Genomic DNA, 20,577 nt, shown 5'->3' with positions numbered 1-20,577 from the left:
TGAAAACAGTATTTAATATTTCGCCAATCGCCTTGAGAGGTTTGAGCAATGGGTAAGTGGGTTAAATCAGGTTCTCCATGGATATGGATGACTGGTGGTGCAGTAAGTATCAGCTTGATTGCAGTACTTGGTTTGTTGTTATTAATTGCTTGGCGCGGTTTAAGTTACTTCTGGCCTGCTGATATTTATCAGTGGGAAATGGAAGACAATAATGGTGTTAAGTCGACCTTAATCGGTGAAATTTACGACCGTGAAGAAGTGCCTACTGAGCGATTAATTTCAGCGGGTCACACGTTTAATGAACATCCAGGTGAGTTTGTTACGCGTTATTTAGTTAAAACGGGTAACCGTGAGTTTGTTGGTTTAGATTTCCGCTGGATATTAGCAACGGATATTGTGAGTCGTGAAAAGCCAACTGATATCGCAATGTTTGAGCGTACTAAAAACGGTAACTTCTATGGCTATCCTATAGCCGTTATCGAAGACGGTAAGCGTTTATCAATTGAAGGTGAGCAAATTGAAGCGTCGTTAGAAGAGCATATAGAACGTTCGGTTAATATTGGTAAGCAAGCGCTGAAACTGCAGAAGTCTGAAATTGGTTCAGTTAACTATGCACTGGAACGTCTACGTTTAAAAGAACGTGGTTACGAGTTAGATGGTAAGTTAACGCCAGCACTTAAAGCAGAGCTTGATGCGCAAGCTGAGCAGTTGAACCAAGACTATTTAGTCATGGAAAAAGACTTGTTTGCATTGCGTGATGAAGCGGCAAGAGACTCTGTTATTATTCGTGATATGCGCGGTGAAGAAGTCACTTTAAAGCTTGATTCAGTACTTGATGTTAGCTATGTAAACCGCATGAATAGCTTTGATAAAGTCGTGCATTGGTTTGTTGGTTTAGGTCGCTTTGTTAGCCATGACCCACGTGAAGCCAATACTGAGGGCGGTGTATTCCCTGCAATTTTTGGTACAGTATTCATGGTTATGCTGATGGCTGTGATTGTGACGCCATTTGGTGTTATAGCGGCGATTTACTTACACGAATACGCTAAGAAAGGCCCAATAACTAAGATGATCCGTATTGCGGTGATTAACTTAGCGGGTGTTCCGTCAATTGTATACGGTGTATTTGGTTTAGGCTTCTTCGTTTATATGTTGGGTGGCTCATTAGACCAATTGTTTTATCCTGAAGCATTACCATCGCCAACCTTTGGTTCGCCTGGTGTAATTTGGTCAGCATTAACTTTAGCTATTTTGACTCTTCCAGTGGTTATTGTATCGACTGAAGAAGGTTTGAGTCGTATTCCAATAGCAGTACGACAAGGCAGTTTAGCCTTAGGTGCGACAAAGTTTGAAACCTTATGGCGCATAATTATTCCAATGGCGAGTCCTGCAATTATGACAGGTCTTATTTTGGCTGTTGCTCGTGCAGCAGGTGAAGTTGCGCCGTTGATGTTAGTGGGTGTTGTTAAACTTGCACCGACACTTCCCATTGATATGAACTTCCCGTTTATCCATTTAGAACGTAAGTTTATGCATTTGGGTTTCCATATTTATGATGTTGGCTTCCAAAGCCCTAACGTAGAAGCGGCTAGACCATTAGTTTATGCAACTTCATTCTTATTAGTATCTGTGATTGTGACACTTAACTTAACAGCTATTAGTGTACGTAATCACTTACGTGAAAAATTCCGTTCGCTAGAACATTAATTAGCGATATCCTGAGGAAAAAACAAAAATGATTTCTATTGATCAAAGCGCTATTAAATCTGAAGTTGTCGATTTAGCAAACCTACCTGCACAGGATACTGCGCTAGAAATTCGTAATCTAGACTTACGTTATGGCGATAAACAAGCTCTATTTGATGTGAGCATGAAGATCCCGAAAAACCAAGTGACAGCATTTATTGGCCCAAGTGGTTGCGGTAAATCAACGCTATTACGTTGTATTAACCGAATGAACGACTTAGTTGAAACTTGTCATATTGAAGGTGAGATCTTACTTCACGGCCAGAACATTTATGACAAGAAAGTCGATGTCGCAGCCCTTCGCCGTAATGTCGGTATGGTGTTCCAGCGTCCTAACCCGTTTCCAAAATCGATTTACGAGAACGTGGTTTACGGATTACGCCTACAAGGTGTGAGCAACCGTCGTGAGTTAGATGAAGCGGCTGAACGTTCTCTTCGCGGCGCTGCGATTTGGGATGAAGTGAAAGACCGTTTACATGATAACGCTTTCGGTTTATCTGGTGGTCAGCAGCAACGTCTTGTTATTGCTCGTGCGATTGCCATTGAGCCAGAAGTATTATTACTCGATGAACCGACATCGGCATTGGATCCAATTTCAACGTTAACGATTGAAGAGTTAATCACGGATCTTAAATCAAAATATACTGTGGTCATCGTAACGCATAACATGCAACAGGCTGCACGTGTATCAGACCAAACCGCCTTCATGTACATGGGTGAATTAATTGAGTACGCTGATACCAATACTATCTTTACCACGCCACAAAAACGTAAGACAGAAGATTACATTACAGGTCGTTACGGCTAATTGTACTGGCATTAGTAGCTGATGGCTTAGGTCAATATTTTAAAGAATAAAGGTTGATACAGTAATGGAAAACAAAAGTTTAAATAAGCATATTTCTGGTCAGTTTAACGCTGAATTAGAAGATATTCGTAACCGCGTATTAGCGATGGGTGGCTTAGTAGAGCGTCAGCTTGAAGAGTCACTTGATGCACTTGCATCACTTGATGCCGAACTTGCGCAGAAAGTCATTGATGGCGATCATCGAGTTAATGGCATGGAAGTGGCTATTGATGAAGAATGTACTCGTATTATTGCTAAGCGTCAGCCTGCTGCAAGTGATTTACGTCTTATTATCACAATCGGTAAGACCATTACCGATTTAGAGCGTATTGGCGATGCTTGTGTACGTATTGCTAAAGCGGCTTTAGATAAGCGTTTAAACAATCAGCAGCCATTATTGGTGAGTATTGAAAACATGGGACGTCATGCTACGCGCACGCTTCATGCGACCCTTGATGCATTTGCACGTATGGATGCGGAAAACGCACTAGAGTTGCATAAAGAAGATGCCAAGTTAGACAAAGAGTATGAAGGTATTATTCGTCAATTAATGACCTATATGATGGAAGATCCTCGTTCTATCCCAGCGGTACTAGATGTACTTTGGGCTGCGCGTGCAGTTGAGCGTGTCGGTGACCGTTGTAAAAATATCTGTGAATACATTATCTTTTTCGTGAAAGGTAAAGATGTTCGCCATACTTCATATGAAGATATGGAAAAAGATTTAAACATGTAAATCGACAGCTCTATATTCATCGCTATCAGCATATACATGTGATTGTCGATAGTAAGATTAAGCCCCTTTATAGGGGCTTTTTCGTGGCAGCGATTTATTGCGATTACTATTCTTGCAACAGATATTTTGATGCGACAGATGTGTAAGAGCTAGCTCAAAGGAAGTCATCAGTTATCAAGAATGATTAAGAGAATGCTAAATTGGACAAAATGACCTTGTGGAAATAATGATTTTGAGACAGTTTGTCTCAGCATTTTCTATAACTTATTAAAAAATCGAAATTTTTATGAAATAGGTCACAAATAAAATTTGGCACTTTAATTGCTTTATCTCTATATCCAATCCTTATGGCAAGATATATGAGATGTAAGACCCATAGATTAAATAACGTAAACAAATTTTCAGGAGAGCTAAGCGGCGCATTTGCTGACTTAGGCACCTTTCTTCCTTTGGTATTAGGGCTTATCGCACTAAACCAATTTTCCCCACAAGGCATCTTTTTAGGTTTTGGTTGCTTTGCACTCTTTACCGCTTTTTACTATCGCAGGCCTATCCCAATACAACCCATGAAAGTAATCAGTGCTCTGGTGATTGCTGAAGGGTTAACACCAGGCATGTTGCAAGCTTCCGCCATGTTAATGGGGGTAATACTCCTCATACTCGCATACAGCGGCATCATTCAATGGATGGCGAAACAGTTATCGCCAGCTATTAGCATCGGGATCCAATTAGCGATTGGTATTCAATTGATTTGGATGGGCGGCTTTATGATGAGTGAAACATGGGCTGTGGGATTACTCGCTTTTGCTGCATTGTTTCTAAGTCGCTTCATGCCGATGCAATACATTGTGATGCCTCTGGTTATTTTGTTAGGCATTACTTGGCAGTACCTAAGCCAAAGTGCGCCCAATTTTAATTTCGCCCAAGCTGCAACTTGGCAGTTTAGCTGGCCTGATAGTCATGAATGGAGTTCTGCAGCTGTGTTATTGGTATTGCCGCAGCTGGCACTGACACTAACCAATGCGGTGATCGCTATTTCTGCGATGGCAAAAGACAAGTTTCCCGATGATAGTGACAAATTTACTCCACAGGCTTTTGCTAAAACCTCAGGGTGGTCAAATTTGTTATTGGCTCCTTTTGGCGGTGCTGCTATGTGTCACGGCGCGGGTGGGTTAGCGGTACAGCATCATTTTGGCGCACGCACTTGGTTAGCGCCGACTATTTTTGGCGTCACTTGTTTACTTATTGCAGCGTTTTGGGGGCAGGGCATTGCGACTGTTCTTTCGCTAATCCCGCTTGCGGTGCTAGGGAGTTTGCTCGCAATAGCAGGTACTCAACTTGCTTGGTCAAAGCGTTTTATCGATGGTAAACCTTTTTGTATTTTTGTGATTTTTTCTACGGCGTTAGCTTGTCTTGTTATCAATACTGCTGCTGGTTTAGCTGTGGGAGTTGTTTTAGAGTTAGGACGCCATCAATGGGTGTCATTTTCTGCTTCAAAAAATTAAAAATGAGAACAGTAAACTTAATTGAATGTGATTAAGTTCACAAAGTCATGTTTGCTCAATTAGTCATCTCGTATATGCGACATGACTAATGAGCAAATTGTGTTAACATTTTCCGCTTAATCTTCTTTCTCGTGAGCTAAATGAAAAATACCCTTTCTCGTGGATTAACCAACTTATTACCTATGGTATTAAGTCTTTGGTTATTTTGGTCGTTATTTATTTCTTTAGATGGCCTAGGTCATTTACTGCTGGATATAGTTGACCTTAATAATACCTTTGTCGGTGCAGGCTTTATTCTAGTCGCCGTTTTGGTGTTTATTTCAGGGGTGTTATTTTCGTTTAGTCCATTTGCTTGGTTATATGGCTGGCTAGAACAGCAGTTAATGAAGTTCCCCTTGTTTAAATCGGTCTACGGAAGTATTCGAGATATTGCTGCGTTGATGAAGCGAGATGGAAAGCCCAAAAATCAAAAGACGGTATTAATTAAGCAAGCAAATGGTGGTTATGTTGTTGGGTTTATTATGAATCAAACAGCGCCTAAACCGTTAACTGAAGCTTTACCTGAAGGTGATTGGGTGCCGGTATTATTCCAGTTGAGTTATCAAATGGCTGGTGTGACAAGTTTAGTTAAACGCGAAGATCTCATCGAGGTCGATTGGTCTTTTGAAGATGCAATGCGTTTTAATCTAACTGCTGGTATTTCCATTTCTAATAATAATCCCCCTGTAAAATAGATTATTAATGGTGGTGTGACTATATTTGTAGTCACATATACTTAATTTTCTTTTTACGGTTGCATGAAATCGAAAAATATTAGTTAGCAGCATTATAAGTTAACTTTTTGTTTTTAAAGCAGATTTTTAGCAGTTTGTCGTAACTTATTCTGGTTCTCTATCATGTCAAAGAAGTCGAGTGTTAACCCGCCTGTCTTTTATTCTTCTGTAATACTTATTTTTATGATGGTTCTATTCTGTGCTGTATGGCCAGATAGTGTTAGCCATTTCTTTAAATCTATTCAATCCTGGTTAGAAGTTAAAGCTGGTTGGCTTTATATTCTTGGTGTTGGCATCTTTTTGATATTTATTATCTATGTGATGCTTAGTCGATACGGGGATATTAAGTTGGGCCCAGATCATTCAGTACCTGACTACAGCAACAAGAGTTGGGTGTCGATGCTTTTTTCAGCAGGCATGGGTATTGGCTTAATGTTTTTTGGTGTCGCTGAGCCTGTAATGCATTTTTTGGCTCCGCCAGAGGCAGATCCTGAAAGCATTCAAGCTGCTAAAGATGCTCTGAAAATCACTTTTTATCATTATGGTCTTCATGTGTGGGCTATCTATGCTGTGGTTGCGCTTAGTTTAGCTTACTTTTCATATCGTCATAAATTGCCATTATTGCCAAGATCCGGTTTGTATCCGTTAATCGGTGATCGGATCTATGGCCCTATTGGCCATGCGGTTGATACGTTCGCAGTGTTAGGCACGATGTTTGGTGTTGCGACATCACTTGGTTTTGGCGTTTTACAAGTCAATTCAGGTTTGAGCTATTTAATAGACGGATTCCCGAATACGATTTCCACTCAAGTGTTTTTAACCCTTAGCATTACTGCCATCGCGACAGTTTCGGTTGTAGCAGGGTTAGATAAAGGGGTAAGACGCTTAAGTGAGTTGAATCTCTTTTTAGCATTAATCTTGTTAATAGCAGTATTGTTTTTAGGACCTACGGTAATGCTTTTACAAGCATTCGTGGAAAACACTGGCGGTTACTTTAGCGATATTGTGAATAAAACTTTTAACCTCTATGCCTATGAGCAAAAAGAGGATTGGATTGGTGGTTGGACATTATTGTATTGGGGCTGGTGGATTTCTTGGTCTCCATTTGTTGGTACTTTTATCGCCCGAGTGAGTCGTGGACGTACCATTCGTGAGTTTTTAATGGGTATGTTGTTTGTACCCACAGGGATCACCTTTTTGTGGATGACGGTGTTTGGTAATACTGCCATTGACGCCATTATGAATCGCGGTGCAACTTACTTAGCGGATGCTGTAAGTAATGATGTATCGGTGGCATTGTTTAGATTCTTTGAGTTTTTACCATTTAGCACAGTTTTATCCGTTGTAGCCGTCTTTTTAGTGGTGACCTTTTTTGTGACTTCTTCTGATTCAGGCTCATTAGTCATAGACAACTTAACCTCAGGTGGTGATAGAACTTCACCTGTGTGGCAGCGATTATTCTGGGCGGTTTTACAAGGTGTTGTAGCGTCTGTATTACTCGTTGCTGGTGGTTTACATGCACTTCAAACCGCTGCGATTGCCAGTGCTATGCCATTTTTGATTGTGATGTTTTTGATGTGTATTGGACTATATAAAGCCCTTAAAGATGACCGTTTAAAGCTTGAAAGTGTCCAACAACATAATACTAGCGTCCAATTTGCACAGGCGAATATGAGCTGGAAAGACCGGATTGATGTGCTGGTTTCGCAGCCAAGCCAGCAAGATGCACAAAACTTTCTGGATATGATTGCTAAACCTGCTTTGAAAGAAGTAAAGCAAGCCTTCTTAGACAAAAATGTACCAGCGGTAATTACTCAAGTTAACCAACGGGTATGGCTACTAATAGGCAGTTCTGAAAATGAAACTTCGCCATTTGCCTATGGGCTCCGTATCCGAGCCTTTACGATGAATGGTACTGAAGTCGAGACGTTTGATAGTCATCAAGATTACTACAGAGTAGAAGTGTTTTTAGAGCACGGTGGCCAGCATTATGATGTGATGGGCTATACACAAGAGCAGATTATTGCCGATATCGTTAACCAGTATGAGCGTTATCTGCATTATCAACACCTGTCTAATTCTGAGTTGGTGATGGTTTAATGAATTTTAAAGCTTCTGTAATAAGTGTGATGGCTATAGGCACTGCTTAAATTTAGTCGCTATATAATCGCTATAGCAGAAAACATTGCCTCAAGTGATAACTGAGATTATCCTTGGGGTAATTTTTTGGGCTAATTTATAAAAATTGGTCACTAATGGTTAACAAACAATAGTGGGAAAGTCGATGTCAGGCACTCAAAGTAAACTAGATAAAGTATTAGCGGAAGCGAGAGAATACAAAGCCAGCCGAGAAAAAGGATATCGCGAACAAGCGTTAAAGCTCTATCCTTGGGTATGCGGCCGTTGTACTCGTGAGTTCACCCATAAGAATTTATCTGAGCTTACAGTGCATCATGTTGATCATAACCATGATAATAACCCATCAGATGGCTCTAACTGGGAGCTATTATGTCTTTATTGTCACGATAACGAGCATTCCCGTTTTGAAGAATTGATCCGTTACGGCAGCACCAAAGAAGTGAAACAAGAAGCTGCGACTTACAATCCTTTTGCTGATTTAAAATCGATGATGAAAAAGTAAGTTATTGCTAAAAACTTAAGGTTTACTATCACTGTTAAAGTGTTCGCTGAGTTGAATTAAAAGGTTACCTTCGGGTAACCTTTTTTTGGGTTTTAGCCATTAAGCTGCTGAATAAACTGATGTTACAGCTTACCTTCGGCAGCTAGCCATTTGTCTCGGCTGATCACCTGATGGCTATTACCACCTTTAAGTGTTTGTTTGCGCTCAGGCAATAAATCCCAAATTTGTTGTTTCTTTTCGTCACTAGCCTTTCCCCAGCCAACTATTTCATTGATGTGTCTAAAACAACCCATACAAAAGTCGTCATCGTTTAGCCCGCATTTGGCAACGCAAGGTGAGTGCATTTATTCGTCCTATAATTACAAGTCAGGGAGTGATTGGTATTCATTTATCCATCAAAAAACTAGACATAAAGCATGATAAAAATTAGTCTTCGATGAAATTTAATTATTATATATCAACTAGTTAATCTTGATGGTTAACTGTCGCTATTTTGTTTTTTTTGTAACATTAGCGGCGAGTTGGTGTTGGATAAAATTAGCTTAATTGCTACAAGTTGGTGTGGAGAATACCATGAAATCTTGGCTATGTTCAGTAGTAAAGCGCGGGTCTATTATATCGATGGCGGTGTTAAGTTTACTCATTATGACGGGGTGTTCGTTACTTGAAGTGAAACTTGAAAGTGGTGTCGAGCCATTACCTAAAGATCAAATTAACATGCGGATGTTTAGCCGTGAGTTTAGTTACACTTTTTATACTCAAGTAGAAGCCAGTGCTGATCTCATTGCCAATGGCACAGATGATGTCACGGTTATTTCGAATACTCTGATGTGGAAAATTTACTCAGAGCAAAACTTACAGCGTGCGATTTTTCAAGCTTCACCAGTGGCAGCAATGCTGGATACTTGGGTGTTTACCGCACAAATGGAACAGTATTTCTCTGAAGGTGCTGGCAGTGATTTGTTTGGTGAGCAGCAAATCATTGCGATAGAGGCGAGTCAGATATTATCAGCGCAGTTTGCAAAAACGGTCAAAGGATTTGTTGATGCTAGCAGCTACAAAAAACATCAAGCTTTTATTAAGCAATATGTAGCAAAAAATCCAATTAAAGATATTAGTTTTAGTCGAACATCAGCGTTTCAAGATTGGTTAGCTTATAGCAATATTTCTGAGTTTGAAGCGATCACTACTTTTGGCTCAATGCCTGAAGTGATGAGTGATATGTCAGATAGAATGGCCATGACAACTCAGCAAATGCCTAAAATATTAGGTTGGAAAGCCGAACTATATGCCTTGCATGCAGATGTTAATGCCGCCGATGTAGAACAAGCTCTTAAAAATATCAGCGAAACTACGGTAAAGTTTCAAGCCTTAATGGAACAAACACCAGAAATGATGACACTGTTAGCGTCAGATATGCGCACCGAACTGAGTCCGTTAATTGAGCAGTTAAGTGCAGTGACAGATGATAAACTGCAACAGCTATCAAAAGAGCGTGCTTCGCTTGCGCTGATTATTACCCATGAGCGTGAAGCATTGGTGCAAATGATTACTGATGAGCGAGAAGCAGCGATTCAGGATTTAGATTCGTTAACCCATAAAACCGTTGAATTGGTCTTCAAACAGATCACTGAAATGCTCAAGAGTATGATTGTGTATTTCATTTTGTTCTTAATCGCGGTATTTTTTGCGCCTTTAGGGTTCGGTGTCTGGTTAGGCAAGCGAATGGCGATAAGAAAACAAGCATAGAAGGCTTCAGCATTGTCTATTAGTACTGCTAACACAACGAAACTCTTGCAGATAAGCAAATGGTTAACCTTGCTTAAGCCTTTATGGCAAGTGCAAGCATTTGAGTGCCAATCTTTACCTTGGGAACAAGCATTTCCAAGATTGGCAGATAAAGTGTGGCAAATTGATGATGCTGATATTGATGCGTTAGATGTTGAACAGCAAACGCTCGTGGAATTTTTGTTGCCAAGTGTGCTTGAGGATTTGAACTCAGCCTCGGGTTCAAATTCGAGCTCAAGTTTGACTATTGAGTTTACTGAGCTGAGAAGCTTATTGTGCAATGAGTTTATAGCTAGCACCGGAAATGATAGTAAGTCAGCACTAACAGAAACTGAATTAAGTCACTTTAGTGCCCATATTAAAGGACGTAAGTGGCAACAAATCACTCAGTTTGCTTACCATGTTCCTTTAGATGGATTACCGATTGTAGAGTGGTGTGCTGGTAAAGGACATTTAGGCCGTTATCTTGCTAAAACCCTTCATACCAATGTAACCAGTCTAGAATGGCAACAAAGCCTGTGCGAGCAAGGACAAAATTTTGCTAAACGTTGGCACTTGCCTCAGCAGTTTTGCTGCACCGATGTATTTAAGTTGGATGAAAATCCATTAAAGACTGAGCAACATGCCGTTGCACTACATGCATGTGGTGACTTGCATGTTCGCTTACTTAATTTAGCCACAGAAGCTGCCACACAGTCGATTTCATTCTCGCCTTGTTGTTATCATTTAATCGAAGCGAAGCAATACCAGCCACTTTCTGATGCGGCTAAACAAGCGAGCTTTAGCTTATCTAGACACGATTTACAGCTGCCACTGCAACAAAGCGTGATTGCAAATCAAAAGCAACTCGCCTTAAGGCATCAAGAAATATGCTGGCGCTTAGGGTTTGATAGCTTGCAACGAGATGCGACTGGCAATTCTAATTATCTACCTATCCCAAGTATCAAACGTAGCCAACTCTCAGGTGGTTTTGTCGATTTTTGTCATTGGGCAGCTTCGCAAAAACAAGTGGATATTTCCGCGATTGATGATATTGAGGCATATTTCCAAATAGGGCGCGATAGACAACGGCTGACTAGACGGATTGATTTGGTTGCTCACTTGTTCAGGCAGGTTTTAGAGCACTGGTTAATATTAGATAGAGTGTGTTACCTAGAGCAACATCACTATCAAGTTGAGGTGTTTGAATTTTGTTCAAACAGTATTACTCCAAGAAATAGCTTAATTCAGGCTAAAAAAAGATAATTGATATTATCTATGTTCGAAATGTTAGCTAACTCGCTGTTATATAGTTTTAAAATACAGTGAAACGGATTTAATTAACTTATGTCGTTGTAAGTTTCTGTCAAATTAACTGTGGTTTAGATAGATTTATCTGCGACTAAAAGTGGTTTTATATTGAATATTTGGGTTTTTCTTGCTCAAATGGCGGGTTAATAACAAATACCAATAAATATGGTTGCTGTAAGCGACCTTAAAGTGAGCGATTGATACGGTTTCATGAAATATTCCCGCGTTTTTATTAATAGTATGGCTTATGAGTTAGCACCCCAAGTGGTGTCTAGCCTAGACCTAGAATCTCGTCTTGCGCCGCTTTATCAAAAGTTTCGTATTCCAATGGGGCAACTTGCTGCATTAACCGGTATTAAAGAACGTCGTTGGTGGCCAAAAGGCTATCGTTTATCTGACGGAGCTTTATGCGCCGCAAGAAAAGCAGTTGATGAAACTGGCATTAGTGTGAACGATTTAGGCGCTGTGGTGTATACCGGCGTTTGTCGTGACCAACATGAGCCTGCAACTGCTTGTCGTGTTGCAGCTGAGCTAGGAGTGTCTAAAGATACTGCGATTTATGATATCAGTAATGCTTGTCTTGGAGTGTTGTCAGGGATTTTAGATATTGCTAATCGCATTGAGTTAGGCCAAATTAAAGCTGGCATGGTGGTTTCCTGTGAATCAGCCCGCGATATTGTGGAAGTGACTATCGACAATATGTTGTCTGATCCTACAATGCAAAATTTTGCTCAGTCACTAGCTACATTGACTGGTGGTTCTGGTGCAGTAGCTGTGATATTGACTGATGGCAGTTTGCCTCTTAAAAATACTCGTCAACATCAATTATTAGGTGCGAGCCATTTATCAGCTCCTGAACACCATGAATTGTGTCAGTGGGGGTTACAAGAAACTAGCCAAAAACTTTATCGCGAGTTTATGCGCACTGATGCCGTTACCTTGTTAAAAGAGGGCGTTGATTTAGCTAAGCACACTTGGGAACATTTCTTAACTCAACGTGATTGGGTCGTTGATCAAGTTGATAAAGTGATTTGTCATCAAGTTGGCGCATCAAACCGTAAACAAGTGTTAAATGCATTAGATATTCCTCACGAAAAAGAATACCCAACTTATGAAACATTGGGCAATATGGGCACAGTATCGTTACCAGTCACAGCAGCGATTGCACATGACCAAGGTTTCTTAAAGCTAGGCGATCAAGTGAGCTTTCTAGGAATAGGCAGTGGATTAAACTGTATGATGCTCGGCATCAAGTGGTAGTTATCCAACTGGTTATTTAACAGTATTATAAAAATTATTAGGAAGCATCATGTTAGAGAATCTGTTGCCTTTTGACAGTCATTACTTAGATCGTAATGGCAATAAATTACATTACGTCAATGAAGGTCAAGGCGAACCAGTGGTTATGGTTCACGGTAATCCGAGTTGGAGTTACTACTATCGTAATTTGGTCAGTGCTTTAAGCCCAACTCACCAATGTATCGTGCCAGATCATATTGGTTGTGGTTTATCGGATAAACCCGACGATCCACAATACGATTACACCCTAAAAAATCGCATTGACGATTTAGAAGCTTTGCTAGACCATTTAGATGTGAAAGAAAATATTACCCTAGTTGTTCACGATTGGGGCGGTATGATTGGTATGGGCTATGCCGCTCGCTATCCTGAGCGCATTAAACGTTTAGTGTTTTTAAATACTGCAGCGTTTCATTTACCAGAAACTAAACCGTTTCCGTGGGCATTGTGGGTTTGCCGTGAAACCATTTTGGGGACGTTTTTAGTGAGAGGCTTTAACGCATTCTCATCAATAGCGTCTTATGTTGGCGTTAAACGTCAGCCAATGGCAAAAGAAGTGCGTGAAGCATACGTAGCGCCATTTAATAACTGGAAAAATCGTATTTCGACACTACGTTTTGTGCAGGATATTCCATTAAAGCCTGAAGATCGTAACTACGATTTAGTCACTGAAATCAGTGACAGCTTAGCGAAATTTTCTGATGTACCAACGTTAATTTGTTGGGGACTACAAGATTTTGTATTTGATAAGCACTTTTTAGATAAATGGCGTCAGCACATGCCTCATGCGCAAGTAAGAGAGTTTGATGATTGCGGTCATTATATTCTTGAAGATGCTAGCGAAGATGTCATTGGGCTTATTCAGCACTTTATGGCTGAGCAGCCAAAAGGTTAACGTGTTGACAGCAAAAAAAGGCATCGTAATGATGCCTTTTTATTTTGCTGCTAGAAAAGTTAACACCAATTGTTATCTATGTAGTTAATTTGTAATCGTAATTATGACTGTGAGCTTATGACCATAAAAACGGCTAACATATGTCAGCATTTATCTCATGCTGCACAACATTCTCCAACAGATCTTGCTGTCGCCGTGCAAACAGCTCAATCTGGCACTCTTTCGTATCAAGAAATCGACTTTAACAATCTAAATGTTGAATCTGATGACATAGCTTATCGGCTGAATGATTTTGGTATTCAAGCTGGTATGAAAGCAGTATTAATGGTGACACCGAGTATCGATTTTTTTGTACTGACTTTTGCTTTATTCAAAGCCGGTATTATTCCGATTTTAGTCGACCCAGGTATGGGTGTTAAAAATCTTAAACAATGTTTTGAAGAAGCACAGCCTGATGTTTTTATCGGTATTCCAAAGGCTAATATTGCCCGAAGACTATTAGGTTGGGGTAAGTCGTCGGTTAAACATAACTTGAATGTGGGCGGCAGCAGTGTTCAACGTTGGTTATCTGGTGCAGAAAGTATTGATCAACTCCCTAAAGCTCAAACCGCAAAGCCTTACTCCGTTAAGTTGCTTGAACATGATGAAATAGCGGCGATTTTGTTTACCAGCGGAAGTACTGGAACACCAAAAGGTGTGGTTTATAGTCATGCAATGTTTGAAGCACAAATCCAAGCATTAAAATTGGATTATGGAATTAAACCTGGCGAACGTGATTTGGCAACTTTCCCATTGTTCTCATTATTTGGGCCAGCATTAGGGATGGCATCAATTGTTCCTGCAATGGATGCAAGTAAGCCAATTACAGCGAACCCTGATTACTTATTTGCAGCGATAGAAAAGTATCAATGCTCAAATATGTTTGTTAATCCAGCGCTGCTTGAGCGTTTAGGTCAGGCAGGAGAGCAAACAGATCATAAACTTAGCAGCGTTAAGCGGGTTATATCCGCAGGTGCGCCAGCGACGATTTCCTCAATTAAACGCTTCAGTCAAATGCTTTCTCCAGATGTTGAAGTGTTGAACTCCTATGGCGCCACTGAATCTTTACCTATCAGCATGATGCCGAGTTCGGCATTATTGGAGACGACTGAAGCCACCGATAATGGCAAAGGAATATGTGTTGGGCGACCTATTGAAGGGGTTGAAATCGCTATCATAGATATAACAGAAGATGTGATTAGCCAGTGGGATGACTCACTCATGTTGCCAAATGGCGAGATAGGGGAAATTGTTGTTAAAGGTCCTATGGTCAGTGGCCGTTATTATCATCGTGATAGCGCCACGGCGATTGCCAAAATTGCTGACATCAACAGTGATGGAACAACTATTCGTCACCGAATGGGCGATGTTGGTTACCTTGATGATGAAGGCAAACTGTGGATGTGCGGACGTAAAGCGCACCGTGTAGACAGTGATAAACGCTATTTCTCTATACCTTGTGAGCGAGTATTTAATACTCATCAACAAGTTAAGCGCTCAGCATTAGTGGCTATTGAGATTAATGGGACAACAGTGCCGCTATTATGTGTCGAACTTGATAAAGGAGTTGTTTGTTCAACCAGCAAAGCTTTATATCAAGACTTGCTCGATATTGCTGACAAGCACCAACATACAAAAGGTATTCATCGCTTTTTAATTCATCCAGATTTTCCAGTTGATGTACGCCATAACGCTAAAATATTCAGAGAAAAACTCAGTGTGTGGGCGCAGAAGCAGTGGAAGGAATAACCTGTGACTATTAGTGATGTGTCAAAAAACAATACTGCTAACCATAAGAGTCCGTTGATGTTTGAAGATCTATTAATACAAGAACAAGCCGCATTGCAGACGCTAAAACCGACGGTAAGTAAGGTTTTTGTGACAGGTGCAGGTGGTTTTTTAGGTAAAACTATTTGTAAAAGACTGCGAGCAGCAGATATTGACGTCGTAGGTTTTGCTCGTGGAAGTTACCCAGAATTAACAGCAATGGGAGTCACTATGATTCAAGGTGATATTGCTGATTACGATAGTTTGTATGCAGCAATGCAAGATTGCGATCTTGTGTTTCACGTCGCCTCTAAAGCCGGTGTTTGGGGAAGCAGAGAAAGCTATTTTGACCCAAATGTTAATGGCACTGCTAATATTATTCGAGCTTGTAAAGCACTGGATATCAAGCGTTTGGTTTATACCAGCACGCCAAGTGTCACCTTTGCTGGTGAAGATGAAGCAGGCATTAATGAGTCAGCCCCTTATGCTGAAAAATTCCTAAACTATTATGGGCATTCAAAAGCCATTGCTGAAAAAATGGTGCTTAATGCCAATACTTCAGAGTTTAAAACCACCGCGTTAAGACCGCATTTAATCTGGGGTCCTGAAGATCCTCACCTTGTACCACGGGTAATTGAACGTGCCAAAATAGGTAAATTAAAGTTAGTCGGCAAACAAGATAAATTGGTAGACACCATTTATGTAGACAACGCCGCTTATGCTCACATTCTTGCCGCAAATGATTTAAACGCTGCAGCTAATTCCGCGGGTAAGGCTTACTTTTTAAGTAATGATGAGCCAATAACCATGGCAGCAATGCTTAATAAAATCTTGGCTTGTGTTGATATAGCTCCTGTCACAAAACGTGTGCCTGCTGGTGTTGCTTATACAGCGGGGGTTGTTTTAGAAACTGTCTACGGCCTGCTCAAAAAACAGCAAGAACCTATTATGACGCGCTTTGTTGCTCGCCAACTTTCAACTTGTCATTATTTTGATATCAGTGCAGCCAAACAAGACTTTGGTTACCAAGCCCTAATCAATATTGATGAAGGCATGAAGCGACTAAAGCAGTCGCTATAACCGTTTACCCTAAACGAGGGGTTTAATAAACTTACATGGATTGCCGGCATATACACCATTGCCGGCAATATCTTTGGTGACAACGCTTCCAGCACCTATCACCGCTTTATCACCAATAGTTATGCCAGGCAAAATAGAAACATTTCCCCCAAGCCAGACATCATTACCTATAACGATGGGTTTGCCGTATTCTGTTGAGCGCCTTTCGATTGCATCAAGAGGATGAGTTGCTGTGGAAAGCATCACGTTAGGACCAAACATGACATTATTGCCAACCTTTACCTTGCAAACATCTAATATGACTAAGTTATGATTAGCATAAAAGTTATCACCAACTTCGATATTAATGCCGTAATCACAGAAAAAATTAGCCTCAATATGACACTTATCCTTTGGTGAAATCAGTGCGTTAATAATTTGATTACGCTTATCATTCTCAGACGGACAAAGTTGATTAAACTGATGGCATAACTTTTTGGCATTGGCTCTTAATGCCAGTAATTCAGGTTCCCACGCATCATAGGCTTGACCTGCTAGCATCTTCTCTTTTTCTGTCATATCAGCCCCATTTTTTCATTATGAGATGGCCATTCTTTTTCTATATTTGTTTTCTTGGTTATTTTCTACATTAGCTTTGTATGTTCATAGTTAGCAGGTCATAAAGTTTATAATAAAAAGCATATTTTCCAGTAGACCAAAGTTGGCTATATCTTGCCAATATACAATAGCAAAATAAACAATAACTTGGAGCCTAACAATATTTATTACTGGGAACCCAAATGACATAGCGACTTACATTGTTATCGCCGATTAAACTTTAATTAGTCTTATTTGCATTCTTTGTGAGTCGTTCTGTCACTGCCGTTGATGATGAAAACTAAACCGGACAATTGCAAAGCTCATTGAAAAATACATTGAAAAAGTCAATAGATAGATAGTTGGAATCTAATTTTAGGAGAGTATTTGAATGATGAAAATCAGTGAATCGATTATCAAGACTTAAACCTTGAAGCTATTAAAGTTATATCAAACAAGCAACTTATCTTCACAACAATCAAGACTTACTCAGGGATAAAAGAGTTTTGGACTGCTGGAACTGGAAGTTATCAATTTACAGAACAATATTATATCGAAGTATCCCACATTGAACTTATTTAACGTAAAAGAGGGTGAAAGCTTTAAGTTTTCATATCAAATCATAGGTAATTAATGGCATACCAAGCGATATGAAGAGGGAGAATTAGCAGAAAAAGAAATATGTAGAAGGTTAGGCTGAACAAATCAAATTATATACGCCTAGTTCAATATGCGTATATAAAATGATTTTTTAATTAAGCAGCATTTGAGATAACTACAACTTCTTTTGGAAAAAGTTGATTGATCATAAAAGTTGATGAGCAGCAATCACAGCTGAACTTTTCGAAACCTCTAAACTTGAAATGCTTCTCTATAAAAGTCCTGTGTAACTTATTTATGCCATTCGATTTATGACAATGAGGGCATTTCTTTGCGTGAATCATAATTAGTCCTTAATAACCGCAATAAAACTATCATAATGTCTTTTAATTTGAGCCGCAAAATGTTTTTGTCATTAATTTGACTTATCTGTGGTTTTGTATCTTTCTATTGTTACGTGTTGTGTTTATTGAGTCTGTATGTTGATTATGGTGGTAGCGAGTTGTATTGTTAAGGTTGTGTTTTTGCTGTGTAAATATGTCATTTGTTTTTTTGTTGTCTATCCCGTGAAATGCTTCTGGGTCTTTTTTATTTAGGCAGCAATAGAGTAATAAATGTAACGTTTTAGGTTTTGGTAAGACATTTTTTTGACGTTCGATTTAAATTAAGCTTATTTAGCTCAATAAAATTTTTTAAGATTTCGTTTACGGTATCAGGCGACAGGTATGGCATTAGTTACTACAGCAGGTGAATTAAATTAGCTTGCCTTAATATTAGGATGAGAAATTAATTTTAAATTAGTGTTTTTTATTGGGTTAATTATCACATGTAACATATGATTTACAATTGGATTGTGCACTAAAACATCTATAAGCATTGGTTAAATTATCAACCTCTGTATCTTAAATTCCAACTCACTAATAAAACAAATATTACTCTAATGAAAAGTGAGCAGGGAGGGCAGGATGCAAGAACAATGGAATTTAGCCACTTTAGCAATTCATGGTGGTCATAAGAAAGAAGGCTTTGGGGCATTAGTGACGCCACTTTATCAGTCGGCGACGTTTGTGTTTGATAATGCAGAACAAGGCGGTGCTCGATTCGCAGGTGATGAACCAGGCCATATGTATACTCGGCTCGGTAACCCGACTACTGATGAGCTAGAACGTAAAATGGCAATGCTTGAAGGCGCTGAAAGTGCTGCAGCGTGCGCATCTGGTATGGCTGCCGTGTCATCAGCATTGCTGACTCATCTCGAAACTGGCGATCACCTTATTGCATCAAACGCCATTTATGGCTGTACTTTCGCATTGCTTAGCACTCAATTAACACGCCTTGGAATTAATACCACATTTGTCGATTTTAGCGATACGCTTGCGATTGAGGCAGCTATTCAACCCAACACCAAATTAGTGTTTTGTGAAACACCAGTGAATCCGCATTTACAGGTGTTTGATATATGCGCGATAGTCGAGATAGCAAAGCGAAATGGGCTAATTAGTATTGTCGATAACACCTTTATGACACCACTGTTGCAACAGCCATTATCAATGGGAGTTGATATGGTTATTCATAGTGCAACCAAGTACCTCAATGGTCATGGAGATGTAATTGCGGGAATAGTGTGTGGCAGTGAAGCGCATATTCTTAAAGTTAAATATGAAATATTAAAAGACTTTGGCGGCGTGATCTCGCCCCATGATGCTTGGTTAATTCTTCGTGGTCTCAAAACATTGGATGTTAGGTTGACCCGTCATTGTGATAATGCTGAAACTATTGCCAATTATTTAGAAAGTCACCCTCAAATAAATCAGGTGTTCTACCCAGGACTTAAGTCTCATCAAGGTAATGCCTATGTTGGACGTCAGATGAAACGAGCCGGTGGGGTGATTGCATTTGAATTAAATGGCGATAAACAAGCAGCAATTAACTTCGTCAATCGTTTATCGTTATTTGCAATCGCAGTGAGTTTAGGAGATGCGGAGTCACTGGTGCAGCATCCAGCATCTATGACTCATTCGCCCTATACACCTGAAGCTCGTGCAGAAGCTGGTATCACAGATAACTTATTGAGAATTTCGGTTGGGTTAGAAAATGTTGAGGATTTAATTACTGATTTAGAACAAGCTTTAAGACTGATCTGAATACATAAAAAATCAGGGATATAAAAGCTCGCTATTGGCGGGCTTTTTTATGTAATTAAGAGGTAAGGTTTACTGCAGATTAAGTGGCAAAGAGATTGTGCTTAGAAAATTTTTAAAAGATGGTTCTTAATAAGAAGTTCTTACAGGAAGTTCTTACAGGAAGTTCTTACAGGAAGTTATTAGATAAAGCTAAGAAGGTAAATCTTATAATAAATTGGTTGCGGGAGCTGGATTTGAACCAACGACCTTCGGGTTATGAGCCCGACGAGCTACCAAACTGCTCCATCCCGCGTCCGTATTTATTTTAGCTAAATTGAAAAGTATTTTTGCTGATGTAGCATCAGGTATTGCACATCTTATAAAAGGTTTATAAGAAATTGGTTGCGGGAGCTGGATTTGAACCAACGACCTTCGGGTTATGAGCCCGACGAGCTACCAAACTGCTCCATCCCGCGTCCGATTTTTTCAATTTTTATTAAGTAAGTGGTTGCGGGAGCTGGATTTGAACCAACGACCTTCGGGTTATGAGCCCGACGAGCTACCAAACTGCTCCATCCCGCGTCCGTACTTAATATTGATAGTTGTTATATTGGTTGCGGGAGCTGGATTTGAACCAACGACCTTCGGGTTATGAGCCCGACGAGCTACCAAACTGCTCCATCCCGCGTCCGAATATAAACTATCTTGCTTAAACAGATTGCAGTTTTATAAAACTAAACAAATAATTGATTTGTTTTACAAAATTGGTTGCGGGAGCTGGATTTGAACCAACGACCTTCGGGTTATGAGCCCGACGAGCTACCAAACTGCTCCATCCCGCGTCCGTTTAAGCGGGGCGAACTATAACGACC

16 protein-coding genes and 5 tRNA genes are annotated in these 20,577 nt (G+C 40.0%); 14 read left to right on the top strand and 7 right to left on the bottom strand.

What is annotated here, in order from left to right; all coding sequences use genetic code 11:
- The first annotated feature begins 48 nt into the window (after positions 1-48).
- The 7 genes from pstA (at position 49) to K5Q58_RS18515 (ending at position 8,248) form a co-directional block, all read left to right on the top strand.
- On the top strand, positions 49-1,707 hold the full coding sequence (gene pstA / locus K5Q58_RS18545; RefSeq protein ID WP_220755340.1) for a phosphate ABC transporter permease PstA: 1,659 nt from the start codon (positions 49-51) through the stop codon (positions 1,705-1,707).
- A 28-nt stretch (positions 1,708-1,735) separates the two neighbouring features.
- The gene (pstB, locus tag K5Q58_RS18540) at positions 1,736-2,554 is read left to right on the top strand and encodes a phosphate ABC transporter ATP-binding protein PstB (protein ID WP_220755339.1); all 819 of its coding nucleotides are present in this window, start codon (positions 1,736-1,738) and stop codon (positions 2,552-2,554) included.
- A 64-nt stretch (positions 2,555-2,618) separates the two neighbouring features.
- Entirely contained in the window at positions 2,619-3,329 is a 711-nt protein-coding gene (phoU, locus tag K5Q58_RS18535; protein ID WP_220755338.1) for a phosphate signaling complex protein PhoU, read from the top strand.
- A 359-nt stretch (positions 3,330-3,688) separates the two neighbouring features.
- Positions 3,689-4,834 (top strand): putative sulfate/molybdate transporter, encoded by a 1,146-nt coding sequence (locus K5Q58_RS18530; protein WP_220755337.1) that lies wholly within the window; start codon positions 3,689-3,691, stop codon positions 4,832-4,834.
- Positions 4,835-4,974: 140 nt separating this feature from the next.
- Entirely contained in the window at positions 4,975-5,568 is a 594-nt protein-coding gene (locus K5Q58_RS18525; RefSeq protein ID WP_220755336.1) for a DUF502 domain-containing protein, read from the top strand.
- A 162-nt stretch (positions 5,569-5,730) separates the two neighbouring features.
- Positions 5,731-7,707 (top strand): BCCT family transporter, encoded by a 1,977-nt coding sequence (locus K5Q58_RS18520; protein WP_220755335.1) that lies wholly within the window; start codon positions 5,731-5,733, stop codon positions 7,705-7,707.
- A gap of 184 nt (positions 7,708-7,891) precedes the next feature.
- The gene (locus tag K5Q58_RS18515) at positions 7,892-8,248 is read left to right on the top strand and encodes a YajD family HNH nuclease (RefSeq protein ID WP_220755334.1); all 357 of its coding nucleotides are present in this window, start codon (positions 7,892-7,894) and stop codon (positions 8,246-8,248) included.
- A 122-nt stretch (positions 8,249-8,370) separates the two neighbouring features.
- Here the strand turns inward: K5Q58_RS18515 and K5Q58_RS18510 are convergent, their stop codons facing one another.
- Positions 8,371-8,592, bottom strand: a complete 222-nt coding sequence (locus K5Q58_RS18510) for a DUF1289 domain-containing protein (RefSeq protein WP_220755333.1) — start codon at positions 8,590-8,592, stop codon at positions 8,371-8,373.
- Positions 8,593-8,821: 229 nt separating this feature from the next.
- On the opposite strand from K5Q58_RS18510, the gene K5Q58_RS18505 reads away from it, so the two are divergent.
- The 6 genes from K5Q58_RS18505 (at position 8,822) to oleD (ending at position 16,406) form a co-directional block, all read left to right on the top strand.
- Complete coding sequence (locus K5Q58_RS18505) at positions 8,822-9,997, top strand: chemotaxis protein (RefSeq protein WP_259651395.1); 1,176 nt, start codon at positions 8,822-8,824, stop codon at positions 9,995-9,997.
- Between the two features lie 12 nt (positions 9,998-10,009).
- On the top strand, positions 10,010-11,281 hold the full coding sequence (locus K5Q58_RS18500; RefSeq protein ID WP_259651394.1) for an SAM-dependent methyltransferase: 1,272 nt from the start codon (positions 10,010-10,012) through the stop codon (positions 11,279-11,281).
- Positions 11,282-11,536: 255 nt separating this feature from the next.
- A complete protein-coding gene (locus K5Q58_RS18495; protein WP_220755332.1) occupies positions 11,537-12,586 on the top strand; it encodes a 3-oxoacyl-ACP synthase III in 1,050 nt (349 codons plus the stop codon).
- Between the two features lie 49 nt (positions 12,587-12,635).
- Entirely contained in the window at positions 12,636-13,520 is an 885-nt protein-coding gene (locus K5Q58_RS18490) for an alpha/beta fold hydrolase (RefSeq protein ID WP_220755331.1), read from the top strand.
- A 117-nt stretch (positions 13,521-13,637) separates the two neighbouring features.
- The gene (gene oleC / locus K5Q58_RS18485; RefSeq protein ID WP_220755330.1) at positions 13,638-15,308 is read left to right on the top strand and encodes an olefin beta-lactone synthetase; all 1,671 of its coding nucleotides are present in this window, start codon (positions 13,638-13,640) and stop codon (positions 15,306-15,308) included.
- 57 nt (positions 15,309-15,365) lie between these two features.
- Entirely contained in the window at positions 15,366-16,406 is a 1,041-nt protein-coding gene (oleD, locus tag K5Q58_RS18480; protein WP_220755347.1) for a 2-alkyl-3-oxoalkanoate reductase, read from the top strand.
- A gap of 9 nt (positions 16,407-16,415) precedes the next feature.
- Here oleD and K5Q58_RS18475 read toward each other — a convergent pair whose 3' ends face one another.
- A complete protein-coding gene (locus K5Q58_RS18475) occupies positions 16,416-16,964 on the bottom strand; it encodes a sugar O-acetyltransferase (RefSeq protein WP_220755329.1) in 549 nt (182 codons plus the stop codon).
- A gap of 1,583 nt (positions 16,965-18,547) precedes the next feature.
- On the opposite strand from K5Q58_RS18475, the gene K5Q58_RS18470 reads away from it, so the two are divergent.
- Positions 18,548-19,726: a PLP-dependent aspartate aminotransferase family protein gene (locus tag K5Q58_RS18470; protein ID WP_220755328.1), complete on the top strand. Its 1,179-nt coding sequence runs from the start codon at positions 18,548-18,550 to the stop codon at positions 19,724-19,726.
- Positions 19,727-19,941: 215 nt separating this feature from the next.
- Here K5Q58_RS18470 and K5Q58_RS18465 read toward each other — a convergent pair.
- The 5 genes from K5Q58_RS18465 to K5Q58_RS18445 all read right to left on the bottom strand — a co-directional run bounded on the left by K5Q58_RS18465 (position 19,942) and on the right by K5Q58_RS18445 (position 20,547).
- Positions 19,942-20,018 (bottom strand) — tRNA-Met (locus K5Q58_RS18465).
- Between the two features lie 86 nt (positions 20,019-20,104).
- Positions 20,105-20,181, bottom strand: a tRNA-Met gene (locus K5Q58_RS18460).
- A 29-nt stretch (positions 20,182-20,210) separates the two neighbouring features.
- Positions 20,211-20,287 (bottom strand) — tRNA-Met (locus K5Q58_RS18455).
- Between the two features lie 29 nt (positions 20,288-20,316).
- Positions 20,317-20,393: transfer RNA gene (locus K5Q58_RS18450), tRNA-Met, on the bottom strand.
- A 77-nt stretch (positions 20,394-20,470) separates the two neighbouring features.
- Positions 20,471-20,547, bottom strand: a tRNA-Met gene (locus K5Q58_RS18445).
- Positions 20,548-20,577 lie beyond the last annotated feature (30 nt).

The sequence above is a fragment of the Shewanella sp. KT0246 genome (genome assembly GCF_019654955.1).
Taxonomy (GTDB): domain Bacteria; phylum Pseudomonadota; class Gammaproteobacteria; order Enterobacterales; family Shewanellaceae; genus Shewanella; species Shewanella goraebulensis.
This window is presented reverse-complemented; position numbering and strand designations above follow the sequence as displayed.